Annotated in this window: 12 protein-coding genes; 8 read left to right on the top strand and 4 right to left on the bottom strand. The window is 54.7% G+C overall.

From position 1 onward, the window contains the following. Positions 1–11 precede the first annotated feature (11 nt). From AC2FLP_RS11475 to AC2FLP_RS11460, 4 genes are read left to right on the top strand one after another with little or no spacing between them, the layout of a single operon-like run. Positions 12–845: a SapC family protein gene (locus AC2FLP_RS11475; RefSeq protein ID WP_496683821.1), complete on the top strand. Its 834-nt coding sequence runs from the start codon at positions 12–14 to the stop codon at positions 843–845. Further along, entirely contained in the window at positions 832–2,175 is a 1,344-nt protein-coding gene (locus tag AC2FLP_RS11470) for a TolC family protein (protein ID WP_496683818.1), read from the top strand. The genes AC2FLP_RS11475 and AC2FLP_RS11470 overlap by 14 nt, the downstream gene beginning before the upstream one ends. Continuing rightward, positions 2,172–4,319 (top strand): type I secretion system permease/ATPase, encoded by a 2,148-nt coding sequence (locus tag AC2FLP_RS11465; RefSeq protein ID WP_496683815.1) that lies wholly within the window; start codon positions 2,172–2,174, stop codon positions 4,317–4,319. The genes AC2FLP_RS11470 and AC2FLP_RS11465 overlap by 4 nt, the downstream gene beginning before the upstream one ends. After that, positions 4,303–5,613: an HlyD family type I secretion periplasmic adaptor subunit gene (locus tag AC2FLP_RS11460; RefSeq protein WP_496683812.1), complete on the top strand. Its 1,311-nt coding sequence runs from the start codon at positions 4,303–4,305 to the stop codon at positions 5,611–5,613. Before AC2FLP_RS11465 ends, AC2FLP_RS11460 begins: the two co-directional genes overlap by 17 nt. A gap of 142 nt (positions 5,614–5,755) precedes the next feature. Here the strand turns inward: AC2FLP_RS11460 and AC2FLP_RS11455 are convergent, their stop codons facing one another. The 3 genes from AC2FLP_RS11455 to AC2FLP_RS11445 all read right to left on the bottom strand — a co-directional run bounded on the left by AC2FLP_RS11455 (position 5,756) and on the right by AC2FLP_RS11445 (position 10,013). After that, positions 5,756–6,457, bottom strand: a complete 702-nt coding sequence (locus tag AC2FLP_RS11455; RefSeq protein ID WP_117873709.1) for a response regulator transcription factor — start codon at positions 6,455–6,457, stop codon at positions 5,756–5,758. Beyond that, positions 6,457–8,352 carry a PAS-domain containing protein gene (locus tag AC2FLP_RS11450; protein WP_299897270.1) on the bottom strand — a complete coding sequence of 632 codons (1,896 nt, stop codon included), beginning with the start codon at positions 8,350–8,352 and terminating at the stop codon, positions 6,457–6,459. The genes AC2FLP_RS11455 and AC2FLP_RS11450 overlap by 1 nt, the downstream gene beginning before the upstream one ends. 128 nt (positions 8,353–8,480) lie before the next feature. Beyond that, positions 8,481–10,013, bottom strand: coding sequence for an alkaline phosphatase family protein (locus tag AC2FLP_RS11445; protein ID WP_496683808.1), 1,533 nt, complete (start codon positions 10,011–10,013; stop codon positions 8,481–8,483). A gap of 261 nt (positions 10,014–10,274) precedes the next feature. Here AC2FLP_RS11445 and AC2FLP_RS11440 point away from each other — a divergent pair, with 261 nt between their 5' ends. Genes AC2FLP_RS11440 through AC2FLP_RS11425 form a run of 4 tightly spaced genes read left to right on the top strand, consistent with a single transcriptional unit; the run spans position 10,275 to position 14,191 of the window. Further along, a complete protein-coding gene (locus AC2FLP_RS11440) occupies positions 10,275–11,399 on the top strand; it encodes an ABC transporter permease (RefSeq protein WP_117874086.1) in 1,125 nt (374 codons plus the stop codon). A gap of 1 nt (position 11,400) precedes the next feature. Continuing rightward, positions 11,401–12,216, top strand: a complete 816-nt coding sequence (locus AC2FLP_RS11435) for an ABC transporter ATP-binding protein (RefSeq protein ID WP_299897276.1) — start codon at positions 11,401–11,403, stop codon at positions 12,214–12,216. 5 nt (positions 12,217–12,221) lie between these two features. Then, positions 12,222–13,538, top strand: a complete 1,317-nt coding sequence (locus AC2FLP_RS11430; RefSeq protein ID WP_496683804.1) for an MlaD family protein — start codon at positions 12,222–12,224, stop codon at positions 13,536–13,538. Next, positions 13,535–14,191: an ABC-type transport auxiliary lipoprotein family protein gene (locus AC2FLP_RS11425; RefSeq protein ID WP_496683801.1), complete on the top strand. Its 657-nt coding sequence runs from the start codon at positions 13,535–13,537 to the stop codon at positions 14,189–14,191. The genes AC2FLP_RS11430 and AC2FLP_RS11425 overlap by 4 nt, the downstream gene beginning before the upstream one ends. An 86-nt stretch (positions 14,192–14,277) precedes the next feature. On the opposite strand, the gene AC2FLP_RS11420 is transcribed toward AC2FLP_RS11425, so the two are convergent. Continuing rightward, on the bottom strand, positions 14,278–15,858 hold the full coding sequence (locus AC2FLP_RS11420) for an FMN-binding glutamate synthase family protein (protein ID WP_496672832.1): 1,581 nt from the start codon (positions 15,856–15,858) through the stop codon (positions 14,278–14,280). Between the last annotated feature and the right edge of the window lie 234 nt (positions 15,859–16,092).

Raw genomic sequence — 16,092 nt, 5'->3', positions numbered from 1 at the left:
AAGAGGTGGTTATGGCACAGAATGGCTTAACTCCAGTCAGTATTCGACGACATGGTCATCGGTTCTGGAAGAGGTTTACCTCATTCGATTTCGCACGAAATATGGTAGATTGCCCCGTTGTTGAAGCCGAAATTCTTCAGGCCGCAGCCACTTTTCCAATCATTTTTCGGAAATCTGAATACGGGTATTACCCAATGGCTGTTTTGTCCATGCAACCAGACCCGCCTACACCATTTGTATCGGCGCAGGGCAATTGGCTTGCGACTTACGTCCCATCCGCTTTGCGCTGCGCTCCGTTCCGGCCCCAACTGATTGAACCGGACGGTGACGGCAGCGACGAGTTGCTTGTCGACGAAACGTCTGGGCTCATCACTGACAATCCGGATGACGAAGTATTCTTCGACAAATCAGGGCAACTTTCGCCGGAACTGAAAAAAGTCGCAGCTTTCCTTCGCGCCCTGAAAGAGTCGATGAGATACACAACTCATCTATGTCGTGTTCTTGCTGACATGGGATTGTTTAGTCCGCTTACCTCCTTCCAGGGGGTTGAGGTCCCATGCGGGCATTATGGCGTCAAGCAGAACACTCTGGAGAAAATTCCCCGGGCGCACTTGTCACTGCTTACGTCGAATGGGGGCTTGCGACTGATTCACGCTCATCAGATTTCGCTGACCCATTGTATTTGGCTGGCACATGCTCATGCCCGCGCGCATCGAGTAACTGATGGTTCTCTGACACAAAAGACCACCGGTGTTTCAGGGTTTTTGGACGCGTTGGTTGCGGCGCAACAGAAAGAAGAAGCCATGGACCGTTGCAGGCAGGAGGGTCTCCATGCGTTCCAGTAAGGCAATGCTATCTTGGGTTGCGTTCGCTGTGTTTGCGATACTGCTGTCCGCCTGCACACCCCCTCCTGATTTGTCTTCTGTGGCAGTATCCTTTGCACCCGGGACCACCGGTGCCGGTGCAACAAAGCCATCCGCAAAACTTAGTCAAAGCGCGTTCGGGCAACGCGTGCGCCAGGCGGTAGAGACAAGCCCGACACTGGCACAAAGCGATACCAGAATGGATGTCGCATCAGCCAATCGAGATGCAGCTGAAGGCGCATTTCTTCCGCAGATATCGTTGGGGATAAATGCGCGGTCTGAACGGGTTGAATCGGATATTGCAGATGTTTCACCTTATCTGAGAATCTCGCAATTGGTTTATGACGGTGGGGCCGCATCAGGGGATCTGACGGCAGCGCGAGCACGCGTTATGGAAAGCCGGGGTGATCAGATTCAAACGGCATCGGCCACGGCGCTGGCGGCCGTTGAGACCTATGTACTTGTCCTTGATCAAAGGAAGATACTCCGTATCGCAGCCGACAATGTCTCGGTCCATGAAGAACTGGTACGTCAAATTTCAGACCGTACAGCGGGTGGGGCGGGTTCAAATGCAGATGTTCTGACCGCTCAGTCCAGAATGGCAGATGCGCGAACAAGACTGGCGGATGCACGAGCACGAACTGATCGGGCCGAAGCGCGATTCCGCGAAGTGTTCGGGACTTTTCCCGGCTTATTACCCCCACCCGTGCCCGCTCCTCCGCTGAATAGCAGTGACGCCCAGATTGTGATGAACAGCCCTCAGATACGCAGGGCTGACGCTGGCTTGCTGGCGGCCAAAGCCGAGTGGTCAGCAGCTCAGGCTCGGCGTAAACCGAACGTTCGGGTCGCAGCATTTGCCAACCAGGATGACACTCGGGATGCAAATTTTGGCGTGGATCTTTCATTCAACTACGAGTTGGATAGTACTGGTCAACGCCGTGCCGCCATCGCAGCAGCTGAAGCGGAAGTGAAAGAAGCGGAATTTGCACGAGAGCAATTGGTTCGCGAAATCATGCGGGAACTGGGCTTTATTCGATCCGATCAAAAAGCAGGAGCGGAAAGACTGCGTGCGGCCCGTATTGCGGCGACCGCCAATGCCGACAGTGTAACAGCATCCCGCGCGCAGTTCTCAATTGGGCGTCGCAGCCTGATAGAAATCCTGGACGCTCAGCGCGATTACGTAAATGCGCAAGAACGCCTGATCCTGGCCGAGCAGAGCTTTTTTCTGACCAACTACGCAGCTCTGAGCCTCACCGGAGACATTTTGGATCTGCTCGGCATATCGCCCGGCAATTGGAGCGAGGAGAAATGAGCACGTTGAAATCAATGCAAGACCGCCCTCGTTTAACAAGCTTCGAAGCCTGCCTTCTGAATATTGCCGCTACACTTGAACGCCCCCTGACCCTCGCAACAATACAGGCGGCACAGACAGGCGCAGACGGGGATCTGACAATTCGTGACATCGTCGCCGTAGCGCAAAACACTGGTTTACAGGCGGGATATGGCGAGCGGCACATTACGAAATTTGACGAGACGTTGGCTCCAGCCTTGTTGCTGATGGTCGAAAACAAGGCTGTTGTGTATCATGGCCGGGCAAAAAACGGGGCCTTGCTGGTCTTTGACCCGGATCTTGGTGAAGGAATCGGTGAACTCTCGGAAGAACAGTTGACTGAAACCTACACCGGTTACGCAGTCTTGTTCCGCCGAAATCATACAGATGAATTGGACGCTGGTAACGCGCCTTACCGCGGTCATTGGTTTTGCGCGGCACTATCCGCCAATCGATGGACTTACATTCAGGTCGCGCTCGCTGCGGCGCTGGCAAACCTTCTCGGCTTATCGACGTCAATTTTCATTATGGTCGTCTATGACCGTGTGTTGCCCAATGAGGCAACCGAATCGCTCATTGCCTTGACGGCAGGCGTGGCTCTGGCGCTTCTTTTTGACTTCGCGCTAAAATTGCTGCGGGCAGCGTTTATCGACAAGGCCGGGCAAAAAGCCGACTTGCTCATGGGTCGGCGAATTTTCGACCAAGTTCTGAATATCCAGATGAAGTCGCGCTCGGGTTCTACTGGCGCTATGACCAGTACCATTCGTGAGTTCGAGACCATGCGCGAGTTCTTCACGTCCGCAACGCTTGTTGCTGTCGTTGATCTGCCGTTCATCGGGTTGTTCATATTTGTGATTTATCTGGTCGGCGGGCAACTGGCATTGGTCCCGGCTCTGGCAGTGCCTGTGGTTCTGCTGACGGGTTTGGCGGTGCAGCCGATCCTGTCTCGCATGGCGGAAAAAAACCTGGCTGACGGGCAATCTAAACAATCAGTACTCGTGGAAGCTGTCTCGGGTCTCGAAACGATAAAGACGACCGCTGCCGGTCGACAAATGCGTTCTCGGTGGGAGCAGGCGATAGAACGGCAATCCTCGCATGGCGCTCAGAGCCGGGCCGTTACACAATTTGCTCTCAACCTGACCGGTTTTACACAACAATCCGCTCAGGTGCTGATCGTTTTTTATGGTGTTTTTCTGATCACAGACGGTCAGACCAGCATGGGTGCATTGGTTGCCTCGGTGATGCTGACAGGGCGGGCACTGGCACCTTTGGGGCAGCTGGCTCAGACGTTGACAAGGCTTAACCAAGCCCGAAGTGCATACCGAAACCTCAACACTCTGATGATGGCGGAAAGCGAACGCCCACAAGGCCGAACATGGGTCAACCGGCCCGATTTCAAAGGAGAGATCGCCTTCAACAACGTGTATTTTTCCTACCCTGACCGAGGGGAAGATACCCTGCAAGGCGTTTCATTCACGATCAAACCGGGTGAAAAAGTGGCGATCCTGGGTCAGATAGGCTGTGGGAAAAGCACCATCGCACGCCTGATGCTGGGATTGTACGCGCCGCGAGTTGGATCTGTTACGTTCGACGGCCTTGATATCCGCCAGATCGATCCTGGCGATCTGCGCCGCAACATCGGATCTGTCCTACAGGACATATGGCTCTTTTCCGGGTCCGTCCGGGACAATATCGCAAGTGGCGCAATCCGGCCAAAAGATCAGGAACTGATCGAAGCGGGCCGCACCGCCGGGGTTGAAGATTTCGTGGCCACCCATCCAGGCGGTTACGATCTTCAACTCGCGGAACGTGGCGAAGGGCTCTCTGGCGGACAACGGCAGGCTATTGCCCTGGCAAGAGCACTCATCGGCCGCCCGCCGGTTCTCCTGCTTGATGAACCAACAAGCGCGATGGATGTCAAAACCGAAGCCCAGGTTATCCAGCGTCTGAAAAAAAGCTCTGCGGACTCAACCATGGTTGTCATAACGCACAGAACCAGCCTGTTGGAGCTTGTTGACAGAGTCATAATCCTTGAAAACGGGAAAATCGCAGCAGATGGTCCCAAGAGCCTGCTGACACAACATGTTCGTCCGACAGGGCGGCACCTGAATGTCGCAGCATCCTGACCTAGCCGCACTGGCTAGAGAGATGCAGGGGCGCTCTCCTGTCCGGAGTTCGTTGCTGCTGCTGGTGATCCTGTTCTGCCTGATCGCCGCCGGATTGTGGGCGTATCTGACTGAACTGGACGATGTCACGCGTGTGGACGGTCGAATCGTGCCTTCAGGGGACATTCAGTTGATCGAAGCCACCGAGCCCGGCGTATTGCAGTCGTTGCATGTTCGCGAAGGTCAATTGGTCGACAAAGGTGCATTGCTGATGGAACTCGACACGACCCAGATTGACAGTCAGCTCAGTCAGGAACAACAACGCGCATTCGGACTTATGGCCCGGGTCCAACGTCTTCGGTCCGAAATAGATGGGACACAACTGGAGTTCGATGTCCAACTGATCAATGGCGCGCCTACCCTCGTACAATCTGAAACTGCACTGTACCAAGGGCGACGGGCTGAATTGGAGGCAGAAATCGCCATCCTGGAGCGTCAGCGTCAACAAAAGCAAAGAGAATTTGAGGAAGGCCTGGTCGATCAAGTGACGGCGGACGAAACCCTACTGGTCCTGGCCGAAGAGAGGGCGATCATGGCTCCGCTGGTCGAGCGTCAAATGGAGCCTGCAACAACATTGCTTGCGTTGCGGCGGAGTGAAGCCGAATGGCGTGGTCGCAAGGTTCGGGCAGAAGCTGTAACCAACAGGTTGCAAACGGGCTTGGACGAAATCGACGATCGGATTCAGGCGGTGCGAAGCCGGTTTCGCAGCGCAGCGCTGACGGATCTGGCGCTTGCCACTGCCGAGCTGGCTGCTTTGCAACCCGCCTTGCCCGCTTTGCGCGACCGGGCCTCAAGAGCGCAGGTTCGGTCTCCGGTACGCGGCATTGTAAACCGAATTCATCGCTCAACTATCGGCGGCCTTGCCCGTAGCGGAGAGGACCTTGTTGAAATCGTGCCGCTGGACGACACATTGCTTGTCGAAGCTTATGTAAAGCCTGAGGACATCGCGTTTTTGCACGCCGGTCAGCCTGTGAAAGTCAAAATCACGGCTTATGATTTTGCACGATACGGGGCACTGGATGGTGAAATCATTCGCATCGGCGCAGACACGATCACACGATCAGAGCGTAATGATGAAGATGTCTTTGTTGTGGAAATCCGAACCAATAACACCATGCTTGATGGCAATGGCATAGCAGTCGAAATCATACCAGGCATGATCGCTGAAGTGGACATCCTGTCTGGCCGCAGATCAGTGCTGGATTACATTCTGCAACCGGTTGTGAAGATAAAAGATCAGGCGTTGCGCGAATAAGCGAAGGGACGATTTATGTTCGACGAGTCAGTTCCAACACGGGTATCAAGTTGTCAGTAGCTTCAGCATTGAGTGCTCGAAGAGACCAAACAGATATGGAAAACAACTCATCTGACCAAGTTTCGGCCGATTGGATCAGCGCCTACTTCCAACCAACGTCACCCAAGAATATATACCCTGCTCCATAGATCGTCTTGATCAACCGCGGGTTCTTGGGATCCTCTCCCAGCTTGGTACGCAACCTGGAAATCCGAACATCCATCGCCCTGTCAAAACTGTCTCCGGCTGCACCGCCCAGGGACTCTTGCATTTGCCCCCTGCTGATCAGCCGCTTGGGGCTTTCCAGAAACAGACGCAGGACTTCCCCCTCAGCATGGCTGAACGGTGTTTCGTCACCTGATTCATTTTCAAGAACGTATCGGTCAAAATGTGCGGTCCAGCCGTTGAATTCTGCCGTATCCGAATGTGAGGTCTGAGTGCGGGGTGTTCTTAATCTTGCCCTGATCCGCGCCACGACTTCCGCAGGGTCAAACGGTTTTGTAATATAGTCGTCTGCACCAAGCTCCAATCCTGTAACACGATCCTGCACCTGCGCACGCCCCGAAATAATGATCACGGCCGCACCTTGTTCCAGCGCCAGACGATGAACCAACGCCAGCCCATCCGTGTCCGGCAAGGACAGGTCGACCAGACAGACATCAGGCGTCACACGATTGAGCGCAGCCTCGAACTCTCGCGCGCGGGAAAAACTCTGCGTTCGGAAACCGGCATCCTCCAGAGCGTCCGTCAGGATGCGTCGGATTTCGGGTTCGTCGTCGAGGATGGTAACCAGCGGTTGCGTCATCAGGCGGCCTCGGTTTGGATCAGGGCCGACAATTGAGCCTGCGAAAACGGTTTACGCAACACCGGGCCCAACGCAAGGCCGCGCCGGTACAACGGGTCCGAACTGGGCAGCGATGTCATAAGGATACATGGCAATCCCGGCTTCACCTGTCGCAATATGTCCAGACCGGTACCACTTCCTTCCAGACGTATGTCAGATAGAACAAGAGAAATGTCTTCAACGCTGTTTATCAGCGCCAGCGCCTCATCTACCGAATTGGCCTCGATGACGGCGAAGCCCAGCTCTACCAGCATATCCCGAAACTGACCCCGCAGATCTTCACTGTCTTCAACCAGAAGTACCAAACCGTTCTGCACGGGCGGAGCAGGTCGAAATGGAAGCCGCAAAACAACGGACGCGCCTGATGGCGTGTTTTTGAGATGCAAATCGCCACCGGCGAGCTTCACAGTGTCATACACCATGGGGAGACCCAGCCCCGACCCGTCGCTTCCCTTGGTGGTAAAGAATGGATTCAACGCCTTTTCCAGCGCCTCTGGTGTAAAGCCCGGGCCAGTGTCTGATACGGTGACTTCAATCCAAATTTCTCCGATAGTATGCGCGCTGATTGTAATCTGGCCCGAACTGCCGCAGGCGTCCCGCGCATTCAGCACCAGATTCAGCAATGCATCCTGTACCATTCCCGGGTCCAGCATCAAAGCCCGGTCCGGTAAAGTGTTGACCACTGACAAACCGACGCCGCGCGGTAAAGAAGGCGAGGCCAAAATTCTCAGGTCTTCCAACAGTGCCCTCATATCCGTGGCCTGAGGCTGTGGCGTACGGTTCCCGGTCATGTCCGCGATCCGGTTCAGCAATTGCCCACCCCGACGCGCGGTTTGCTGAGTCGCGGCAACAAGCTCGTGCGCCTCATCCGACAGGTCCATTTTGTTCAGTTTGGACTGCATCCCAAGGATGATCGTCAGCAAATTGGAGAAGTCGTGTGCCAACCCACTGGTCATTTGGGCGGCCATCGCCCGTCGGCGTGTTTGCTGCAAGACAACGCGCGCCTGCGTTTCTTCGGTGATGTCAACCGACATCACATACACGCCTCCGGCGTCATCCGGAGTGAATGAAACCCGGATGCGGCGGGAATCCTGATCCTCGTTGAACTCGAATACGGAGGTTTCTCCGTCATATGCTTTTGCCAGATGCGTTTCGACCCTCTGAAACGCGGCGGCACCAAGCGCTTCAGATATGTGAAGCCCCAAAATTTCGGACGGGCGTCCGGGCAAGACAGCGCTCAAACGGCGGTTGGAGTAATCATATCGACCAGTGCTATCCAAATGCGCGATATGAGCCGGCATCATTTCAGTCATCATGCGTGTGCGGGCTTCGATCTCGGTCAGCTCGCGTTTGGCCTCTTCCAATGCCGTGATCGTGGCCGCAAGCTTTCGGTTGGTTGCAGACAGTTCTTCGGCGTGGCCGAGCAATTGTTCCGACAATTCTTCCGATCGCGCCCGCAGCAGGTTTTCTGCACGCCGGGTGCCGGTTATGTCGGTGTAGACCGCAACCCATCCGCCCTGCGGCAGTGGTGCGCCTTCAATCGAGATAACTTGCCCGTTGGGTCGTACTCGTTCCATATAATGAGGCTCAAACGCCAAAGCCTGCTCTACACGCAGGTTGACCATTTCCTCCACGCTTTCTTCGTCACCGTATTCCCCACGGCTGGCGAGAAAATGGATGGTATCCCGAAACAAGGCTCCGCGTTCGACCAGTTCATCCGGCAGGTCGAACATTTCCTTGAACCGACGATTGCTCAACACCAGTTTCAGCTTACTGTCATAGATCGAAAGCGCCTGACCGATGAGGTTCAGCCCGGCAGTCGTCATCGCCTTTATGCGCTGTTCGGTAATGTCCAAGTTGGTCCTCTCCACAACCCATGGGTACCATCAGAATTCATGCGCCGGTAGTGGAATTGATGAACGACAAAATGTCCAAAGCAATTTGCCTTATCCAACAGAAAAGAGGACGAAAGCGTGCAGTGATCCTAATACCTGGAACGGGACTTCGCGCCTTCGGAGGTGATGGAGTGCAACGACAAGGTATGATCCATGTTTCGCATCCGGTGGCGCAGCATCTGTCTGCCCAATCGGGCAAGATCAGCCGAAAACTCGGGGTTTTCCGCAAGATTTTCGAATTCTCCCCGGCCCTGATGATCAAACAGGATCGGCGGGAGGTCAGCTGCAAATTCGATCAACGTGAATCGTTCGTCCCGCAATATTCCCAGACATGAATCGCTGTTTCCCGTTCCCAACCGCTGTTGCCAGACGGTCGGTTCTTCGGGTTCGGAGAAATCCAGCTCGCTGAAGGAATAGCTGCGCCAGTCATCGGGGACGTCGCCATGCAACAAGGGCAGCAAAGAGCGGCCATCCATGGCGTTTGGGGCAGTCTGCCCAATCCAATCAAGGATTGTCGGTGTCACGTCAACGGATTCGGTAGGCACGGTGACTTTTGCGCCGGCCCTTGCCTCGTTCCCCGGCACGCGGATCATAAGCGGAGTGTGATAGGCCGCATCGTACACAGTCATTTTGCCCCAGCTGTACCTATCGCCCAGCATTTCGCCATGATCAGCCGTTATGATCAACATGGTATCGTCGTATTGCCCACTGTCCTTGAGATACTGAACAACGCGCCCGATATGGTGATCGACCTCGGTCGCCAATCCCAGATAAACAGCTCGCAAAGTGCGAACGTTTTCATCCGTTGGCTCAACATCATCGAAGCCATGAACAAACTTATTTGCGGTATAAGAATCCAGCTTTGGCCCGAAAAAAGGATGAAGCGCCTTTTCAGCGGTTTCACTCGGCAAGCGCTGCGGCAGCGGGATATCCGCCGGATCGTACATGTCGTTATACGGAGCAGGTGCGACCAAAGGTGGATGCGGACGGATGTAAGTCAGATGAGCAAACCACCCCTGGCCACGATAAGGTGCAATCCCGTCCAGAAACGCATCGGTCAGGAAGGCCGTGTCGCTGTGTTCAGCCCGATACATGGCCGGGTCGTTCAACTTGGGAACCTGACCATCCGGAGAGACAGGCTTGTAGACATCCCAATATGTCTCGAACGTGTAGCCATTTTTCATCAAATATGATTGCCAAGGATATGACTCTTCCAGGCGCATTTCGACAACTTCAAGGAACCCGTTCATCGATTGCTCATAAGATTTGAGCACGGGATCGTTGGGATCATGGACTCGGGGGTCGGCAGACGTATCTGTGTACCCGAACAGCATCGGCATATAACCCGCCTTTCGCATTTCCGTAGCAATGTTCGGAGTGTCATGACGCAGCGGCGTACCATTTCGCACGGAACGATGGTTCATCGCGTATTGGCCGGTCAAAATCGATGCTCGGGATGGTCCACAGGGATTGGTGACAGAGAAATGGCGCGTAAAGGTCACAGCCTCATCCATGAAGGCCCGCAGGTTCGGTAGTTTTACGTTATCGGCCAGAGCGCCGCTCAGGCAATCTGCCCTCAATTGGTCGATGATGATGAACAGAACGTTCTTGGCGTGATGCATACCGACTTCTCCGAAATTCGCACCCTGGGTTCCGCTGCGGAATGTGTCCCGCTTCCGATCTTCGCGCAACCGATTAGTCGAACAGTCCTGCGTTTTCTCTTCCAGTCTGATTTGACCCGAGAAAAACAACGCTCCCATTTCAAGTTTCGAGTGTTCCTACTCACGACCCGGCGTGACGCCAAGGCCATCCTTCGCGGCAAAAACCAGACCAAATGGCACAAAGTCATTGCGGGCATTGAGTGTTTTACTTCACATGGCACCATGACGCAGCCAACGATAACATCAGAGCGCGACGCCAGCGGCAATCAAGTGCGCATTTCTGGTGAGTTGGTCACCCAATCCCTGCAAACTGTGGAGCGTGATTTTGCTGCAGTCCAACCTTTCGGGGGCAAGGTCGTTTTTGATCTGTCCGGCGTCGAAGCACTGGATACGGGCGGAGCCTGGCTGGTTGCAGACCTTGGCCGGAGGTTCACGTCAAACGGTGCCACACTGGAGTTTCACGGTGTGAAACCCGCACATGCGGCGCTGATAGACACTGTAACCCGCAGTATCCCGGACAAACCCGGAAAGCTCGAGGAACCTCGTGGATTTCTGGACTGGGTCGCTCATGTGGGTCAGGGCACATTCGGAGCCTGGAAGGATACTCTATCGATCCTCGAATTTCTGGGCCTTACCTTGCACCGCTTGTTTCGGTCCCTGGTCATGCCGTGGCGCCTACGAAAAGCGGCATTGGTGACGCATATGCAGGAAACTGGGGTCAAAGCCCTTCCCATCGTGGCCCTGATGGGTTTTCTGATCGGTGTCGTGCTGGCCTTTCAGGGTGCGACACAGCTGAAACAGTTCGGGGCAGAAATCTTTGTGGTCGAATTGATTTCGATCTCTATTCTGCGAGAGCTGGGAATTTTGCTGACCGCCATTATCGTTGCCGGCCGCTCGGGTTCCGCATTTACGGCCTCGATTGGTTCGATGAAAGTACAGGAAGAGATTGACGCCATGCGGACGCTGGGTCTTGACCCGATCGAGGTTCTGGTCGTTCCACGTGTTTTGGCGTTGTTGATAATGCTGCCCATTCTTGGCTTTGTCGCAGATGTTGCCGGCCTGTTCGGCGGGGCCCTTATGAGCTGGATCGATCTGGGCGTAAGCCCGGGCATGTTTGTCACTCGTTTGAAAGAAAACACCGATGTCTGGCAACTTGCAGTTGGTTTAATCAAGGCACCGTTCTTTGCATTGGTCATCGGGGTTATAGCCTGCTGGCAGGCCATGCAGGTAAAAGGGTCTGCCCAGAGTGTCGGGCAGCGTACGACAGCTTCGGTCGTGCAATCCATTTTCATGGTGATTGCAATCGACGCATTGTTTTCGATTTTCTTTTCAGAAATCGGAATCTGACATGAAAGATGGCATCCAACACAAGGCCGCACACACCACAGCGCAGCGTGACGCCGTGATCCGTGTTCGCGGTCTCAGGAACCAATTCGGAACACAGGTGGTTCATGACGACCTGAACCTTGATGTCTGGCGTGGCGAGGTTCTTGGTATTGTTGGCGGGTCCGGAACCGGAAAATCCGTTTTACTTCGTACAATTGTGGGTCTGAACAAACCTGCGGCGGGCAGTATAGAAGTGCTGGGCGTCGATGTCCTGAACGGCCCCGAAGAAGATCGCCGCAGGATAGAACGGCACTGGGGCGTAGCCTTTCAGGATGGTGCGCTGTTTTCATCGCTGACCGTATTGCAAAACGTGATGGCCCCACTGCGAGAACACACGGGCATTAGTGAAAAGCTGATGGAATCGCTGGGCGCGTTGAAGATCAGCCTCGTGGGTCTACCCCAGCTGAGTTGCGGCAAGTTTCCATCGGAACTGTCGGGCGGAATGCGAAAGCGCGCCGCGCTGGCACGGGCACTGGCGCTCGATCCCGAGATCGTTTTTCTGGATGAACCGACTGCCGGGTTGGACCCGATTGGCGCGGCTGCATATGATGAACTGATCGGCGAATTGCAGCAGGCACTTGGGTTGACGGTTTTCATGGTCACTCACGATCTGGACAGCCTTTACGCCATCTGCGACCGCATTGCAGTGCTTGCAGAAAAACGCGTGCTGGTTGAAGGTCCGATTGAGGACATGACCAAAGTGGACCATCCTTGGGTGCAGGAATATTTCACAGGCCCCCGAGCCCGCGCGGCGCAACAGAAGGGTCAGGACAGGTAAAGGCGATGGAAACCAAAGCAAATTACATCCTGATCGGCGCGTTCACCCTTGTGGGGCTGTTGGGCGTTTTCGGCTTTTTCCTGTGGTTGGCGAAATTCGAAGTGACCCGGCAATACGCTTATTACGACGTATTATTCGATAACGTCTCGGGGCTTTCGGCGGCGGGTGGGGTAAATTTCAACGGCCTTCCTGTTGGGCAGGTGCTCTCTTTGAACCTGGACAAGGACGATCCGTCCAAGGTCCGGGTGCGTATAGAAGTGGATGCAGATATTCCGATCACCGAAGAAACGATCGCCCAGCTTCAATCGTTGGGCGTAACCGGCGTAGGTTACATCGAACTTACCGGCGGGTCACCGACCGCCAAAAGATTGCCGCAGGACGGCGTGATCAAAAGCAAGCGCAGCACCATCCAGTCTTTGTTTGAAGGCGCACCGAAGGTGCTGGACGAGGCCGTTACACTTCTGGAAAACCTGAACAAGGTCGTTGACGACAAGAACCGGCAAGCCGTGAGCGGCATTCTGGATAACCTTGCCTCTGCAACCAGCCGGCTGGACAAAACTTTGACAAGCTTTGACTCCGTGGCCAGCGACATAGGCAGCGCAGCCCGAGATATTGGAGAGTTTTCAAAACGTCTGGACCCTCTGATCGAAACGGCCGAGACGACCCTCAAGACCGGCACGGAGACGCTCAATTCAGTTAAGTCCGCGTCCGAGTCAGCCAAGACCGCGCTGGACGAAGCCAAAACGACGATCGAGACAGCAGACCGCATCCTGCAGCAAGACATTCAACCTTTCATCGAGCGCGGATCGCAACTGGCCGACCGGTTGACCGTCTTGTCGGATGAGGGCAGCGTCACACTTGGAATCGTGAATGAAACCGTGTTGAACGCCAACACGACACTTGGTTCGATAACAACTGCAATGGACACAGCCAAAGGCGCGCTGTCTTCGGCAGAAACAGCCTTTGAATCAGCCAATCGCGTCATGGAAGAAGATGTGGCACCCGTTGCGGAAGATATCCGAAAGGCAGCCAACCAGGTAACCGAAACAGTCTCGAACATCACAAATAAGATCGATCAAATTTCGGACGATGTCCTGAGCGCTTCGAATTCTGCGTCAGAGCTGCTGGGAACAATTGACGGCATCGTTCAGACCAACCGCCGCCAGGTTTCGGATTTCCTGCGGGTTGGTCTGCCGCAATTTATCCGCTTCGTCGAAGAATCCCAACGTCTTGTGATCAGCCTCGACCGTCTGGTGGACAAGGTCGAACGTGATCCTGCGCGGTTTCTGCTGGGCACCCAAGCATCGGAGTTCCGTCAATGATCAAGCCTGCAATTGCAATACTGACGTTTGCATTGGTCGGTGGATGTGCCGGATTGGGCACTTTGAAACAAGCCGCGAAACCTAACGATCTGTATCTGTTGACACCCAAAAGCACGTTTTCGTCGGCGCTGCCGCGAATACAGAAACAGATCGTTGTTGAAGAACCAACAGCAACCGCCGCTGTGAACACGGATCAGATCGCCATTCAGCCCACCCCGTTTCAGGTTCAGTATTTGCCACGGGCGCGTTGGGTGGATCGCGCACCTCTGATCGTTCAGACGCTGTTGATCGAGAGCTTTGAGAACTCTGGCAAAGTCGCTGCCGTTGGCCGGTCAACGGTTGGATTGCGCGCTGATTATGTGATCGCACCGGACCTGCGCGAGTTTCAGGGCATTGTTGTCGCGGACCCCGAGAACGGAGACAAAATCCGTATCGAAGTACGCATGAACATAAAGGTCATTGATGAATACGACGACAAGATCATCGCTTCGAATTCGTTTCAGGAAAATGTCGTTGCCGCAAGCGACCAGACATCAGATCTGATCAAGGCGTTTGATTTAGCTTTGGGGCGCGCGATGCGGGATGCCGTTGAATGGAGCATTCGCAGGATCAACACGCATGTGACCAACAATCCCAGATCGAACCCCAGTTAAGCTAAGCCACATGTCAAAACGGTGCGCGCGGGCGCAGTTCGCCCACACGTGTTCTGGGTAAACGGTTTTTTGTTCCGGATCCCGCCTCAGAAACGAGATGCCGAAGCGCGTTTCCAATCCGCCGCGAATTCCTCGGGAACAACATCCGCCAGCAACGCACCATCCTCCAAATAGGTGTAAAGTTCGCCATAGGTGCGCTCTTGCTCGTCCGCCGTACGACGTAGAATGTCGCGTGGATGCAGTTCGGACACTTTTTCCTTCCCCATCGCACCCAAGAGTTCACGGAAGCTTTCCAGTGTAGCGTCGTGATACCGGTGAACGCGCTGCCGCTTTTGCGGGATGTTCACCGCGCGCCCCCGAACTGGGTCCTGGGTGGCGACCCCTGACGGGCAACGGTTCGTGTTGCAATGCAAGGCCTGAATGCAGCCAACCGCAAACATCATCGCCCGCGCGGCGTTGCACATATCCGCACCAAGCGCGAATTTCTCGACCATGTCGTATCCGGTCGCCACTTTGCCCGCACAAATGATCCGGATCTTGTCACGCAGCCCAACGCCACGCAGGCAATTGTTTGCGAAAATCAGCGCCTCGTTCAGGGGCATGCCCAGACGGTTGGTGAACTCGACTGGGGCCGCGCCCGTACCCCCTTCTGATCCATCAATGGTGATGAAGTCCGGCAGTATACCTGTCTCGAGCATGGCCTTGCAGATCGACATGAACTCGGACGGGTTGCCAATACACAATTTGAAGCCGACTGGTTTGCCACCAGACATTTCGCGCAGATGTTGAACAAAGTGCATCAACCCCGAGGGCCCTTCAAATGCACTGTGTGTTGGAGGGGAAATCACATCCTGATGCTCGGGCACCCCACGGATTTCGGCAATCTCAGCATCGACCTTGGCAGCCGGCAGAACTCCACCATGCGCTGGCTTGGCACCTTGGGACAATTTGATCTCAATCGCCTTGACCACATCCTTTGTGGCCTTGTCGGCGAACTTGTCTTTGTCAAATCCGCCTTCAGGCGTACGGCATCCAAAATAGCCCGTCCCAATCTGCCAGATGATGTCGCCGCCTTCGGCCAGATGGTGAGGAGACAATCCGCCTTCACCGGTGTTGTGGACGAACCCTCCGTCCTTTGCCCCGCCATTCAGCGCGCGGATGGCGTTGGCGCTCAGCGCACCGAAACTCATGGCCGAAACATTGAGGCGCGAGGCACTGTAAGGTTGTGTGCATTGCGGTCCCCCCAGCATCACACGGAGTTCACTTTCGTCTACGTGTTTGGGCGCAAGTGAATGATTTGCGCGGTGATAACCAACCTCGTTAATGTCGTACTGGGTCCCGAAGGCCTGCGTGTCCATCTGGCCCTTTGCGCGGGAATAAACTAGCCCCCGAACGATCCGGTTGTAAGGTCGACCGCTTTCATTGGTTTCAACGAAATACTGTCGAATTTCCGGACTGACAAATTCCAGCATATAACGGAAATGCCCCAGAACCGGGTAGTTGTTCAGCACATTGTGTTTGGTTGTCAAAATGTCATAAAGACCAATGACCGCGTAGGGCACCAAAAGGACCAAAAGCCAGTGAGCAGGGGGCCAGAAAAAACCCAAAAGCAACACAAGTGGCAGGCAGACATAGCTCAGAAAATAGTAGATCCTGCGTACAATCATGTTCCTGGCTCCTCGTATTTCCGACCGGCCGTTGCGCGTTCCAACAGCACTCAACGTGAAACAGATTGATTTTTAATTGCAAGCTTTTGAGAGAATTTATCCGCTCAAAGACGAAAACGTGAAAACGCGTTACGGCCGCTCAACAGTTGAACAGGGTGTCGCCAGTGGATATGCCACACATACCAGAAGACGACAGGCACACACTTGACAAAAACGCATTCCCAACTCCGGCGC

This window comes from Ruegeria sp. CDSA141 (assembly GCF_059612005.1).
This window is presented reverse-complemented; position numbering and strand designations above follow the sequence as displayed.

What these genes read in the sequence shown, in the direction of transcription:
- AC2FLP_RS11455 (WP_117873709.1), bottom strand. Translation starts at nt 6,457, where the DNA reads ATGACGCAACCGCTGGTTACCATCCTCGACGACGAACCCGAAATCCGA.
- AC2FLP_RS11440 (WP_117874086.1), top strand. Translation starts at nt 10,275, where the DNA reads ATGACGCAGCCAACGATAACATCAGAGCGCGACGCCAGCGGCAATCAA.
- AC2FLP_RS11435 (WP_299897276.1), top strand. Translation starts at nt 11,401, where the DNA reads ATGAAAGATGGCATCCAACACAAGGCCGCACACACCACAGCGCAGCGT.
- AC2FLP_RS11465 (WP_496683815.1), top strand. Translation starts at nt 2,172, where the DNA reads ATGAGCACGTTGAAATCAATGCAAGACCGCCCTCGTTTAACAAGCTTC.
- AC2FLP_RS11430 (WP_496683804.1), top strand. Translation starts at nt 12,222, where the DNA reads ATGGAAACCAAAGCAAATTACATCCTGATCGGCGCGTTCACCCTTGTG.
- AC2FLP_RS11470 (WP_496683818.1), top strand. Translation starts at nt 832, where the DNA reads ATGCGTTCCAGTAAGGCAATGCTATCTTGGGTTGCGTTCGCTGTGTTT.
- AC2FLP_RS11425 (WP_496683801.1), top strand. Translation starts at nt 13,535, where the DNA reads ATGATCAAGCCTGCAATTGCAATACTGACGTTTGCATTGGTCGGTGGA.
- AC2FLP_RS11445 (WP_496683808.1), bottom strand. Translation starts at nt 10,013, where the DNA reads ATGCATCACGCCAAGAACGTTCTGTTCATCATCATCGACCAATTGAGG.
- AC2FLP_RS11475 (WP_496683821.1), top strand. Translation starts at nt 12, where the DNA reads ATGGCACAGAATGGCTTAACTCCAGTCAGTATTCGACGACATGGTCAT.
- AC2FLP_RS11420 (WP_496672832.1), bottom strand. Translation starts at nt 15,858, where the DNA reads ATGATTGTACGCAGGATCTACTATTTTCTGAGCTATGTCTGCCTGCCA.
- AC2FLP_RS11460 (WP_496683812.1), top strand. Translation starts at nt 4,303, where the DNA reads ATGTCGCAGCATCCTGACCTAGCCGCACTGGCTAGAGAGATGCAGGGG.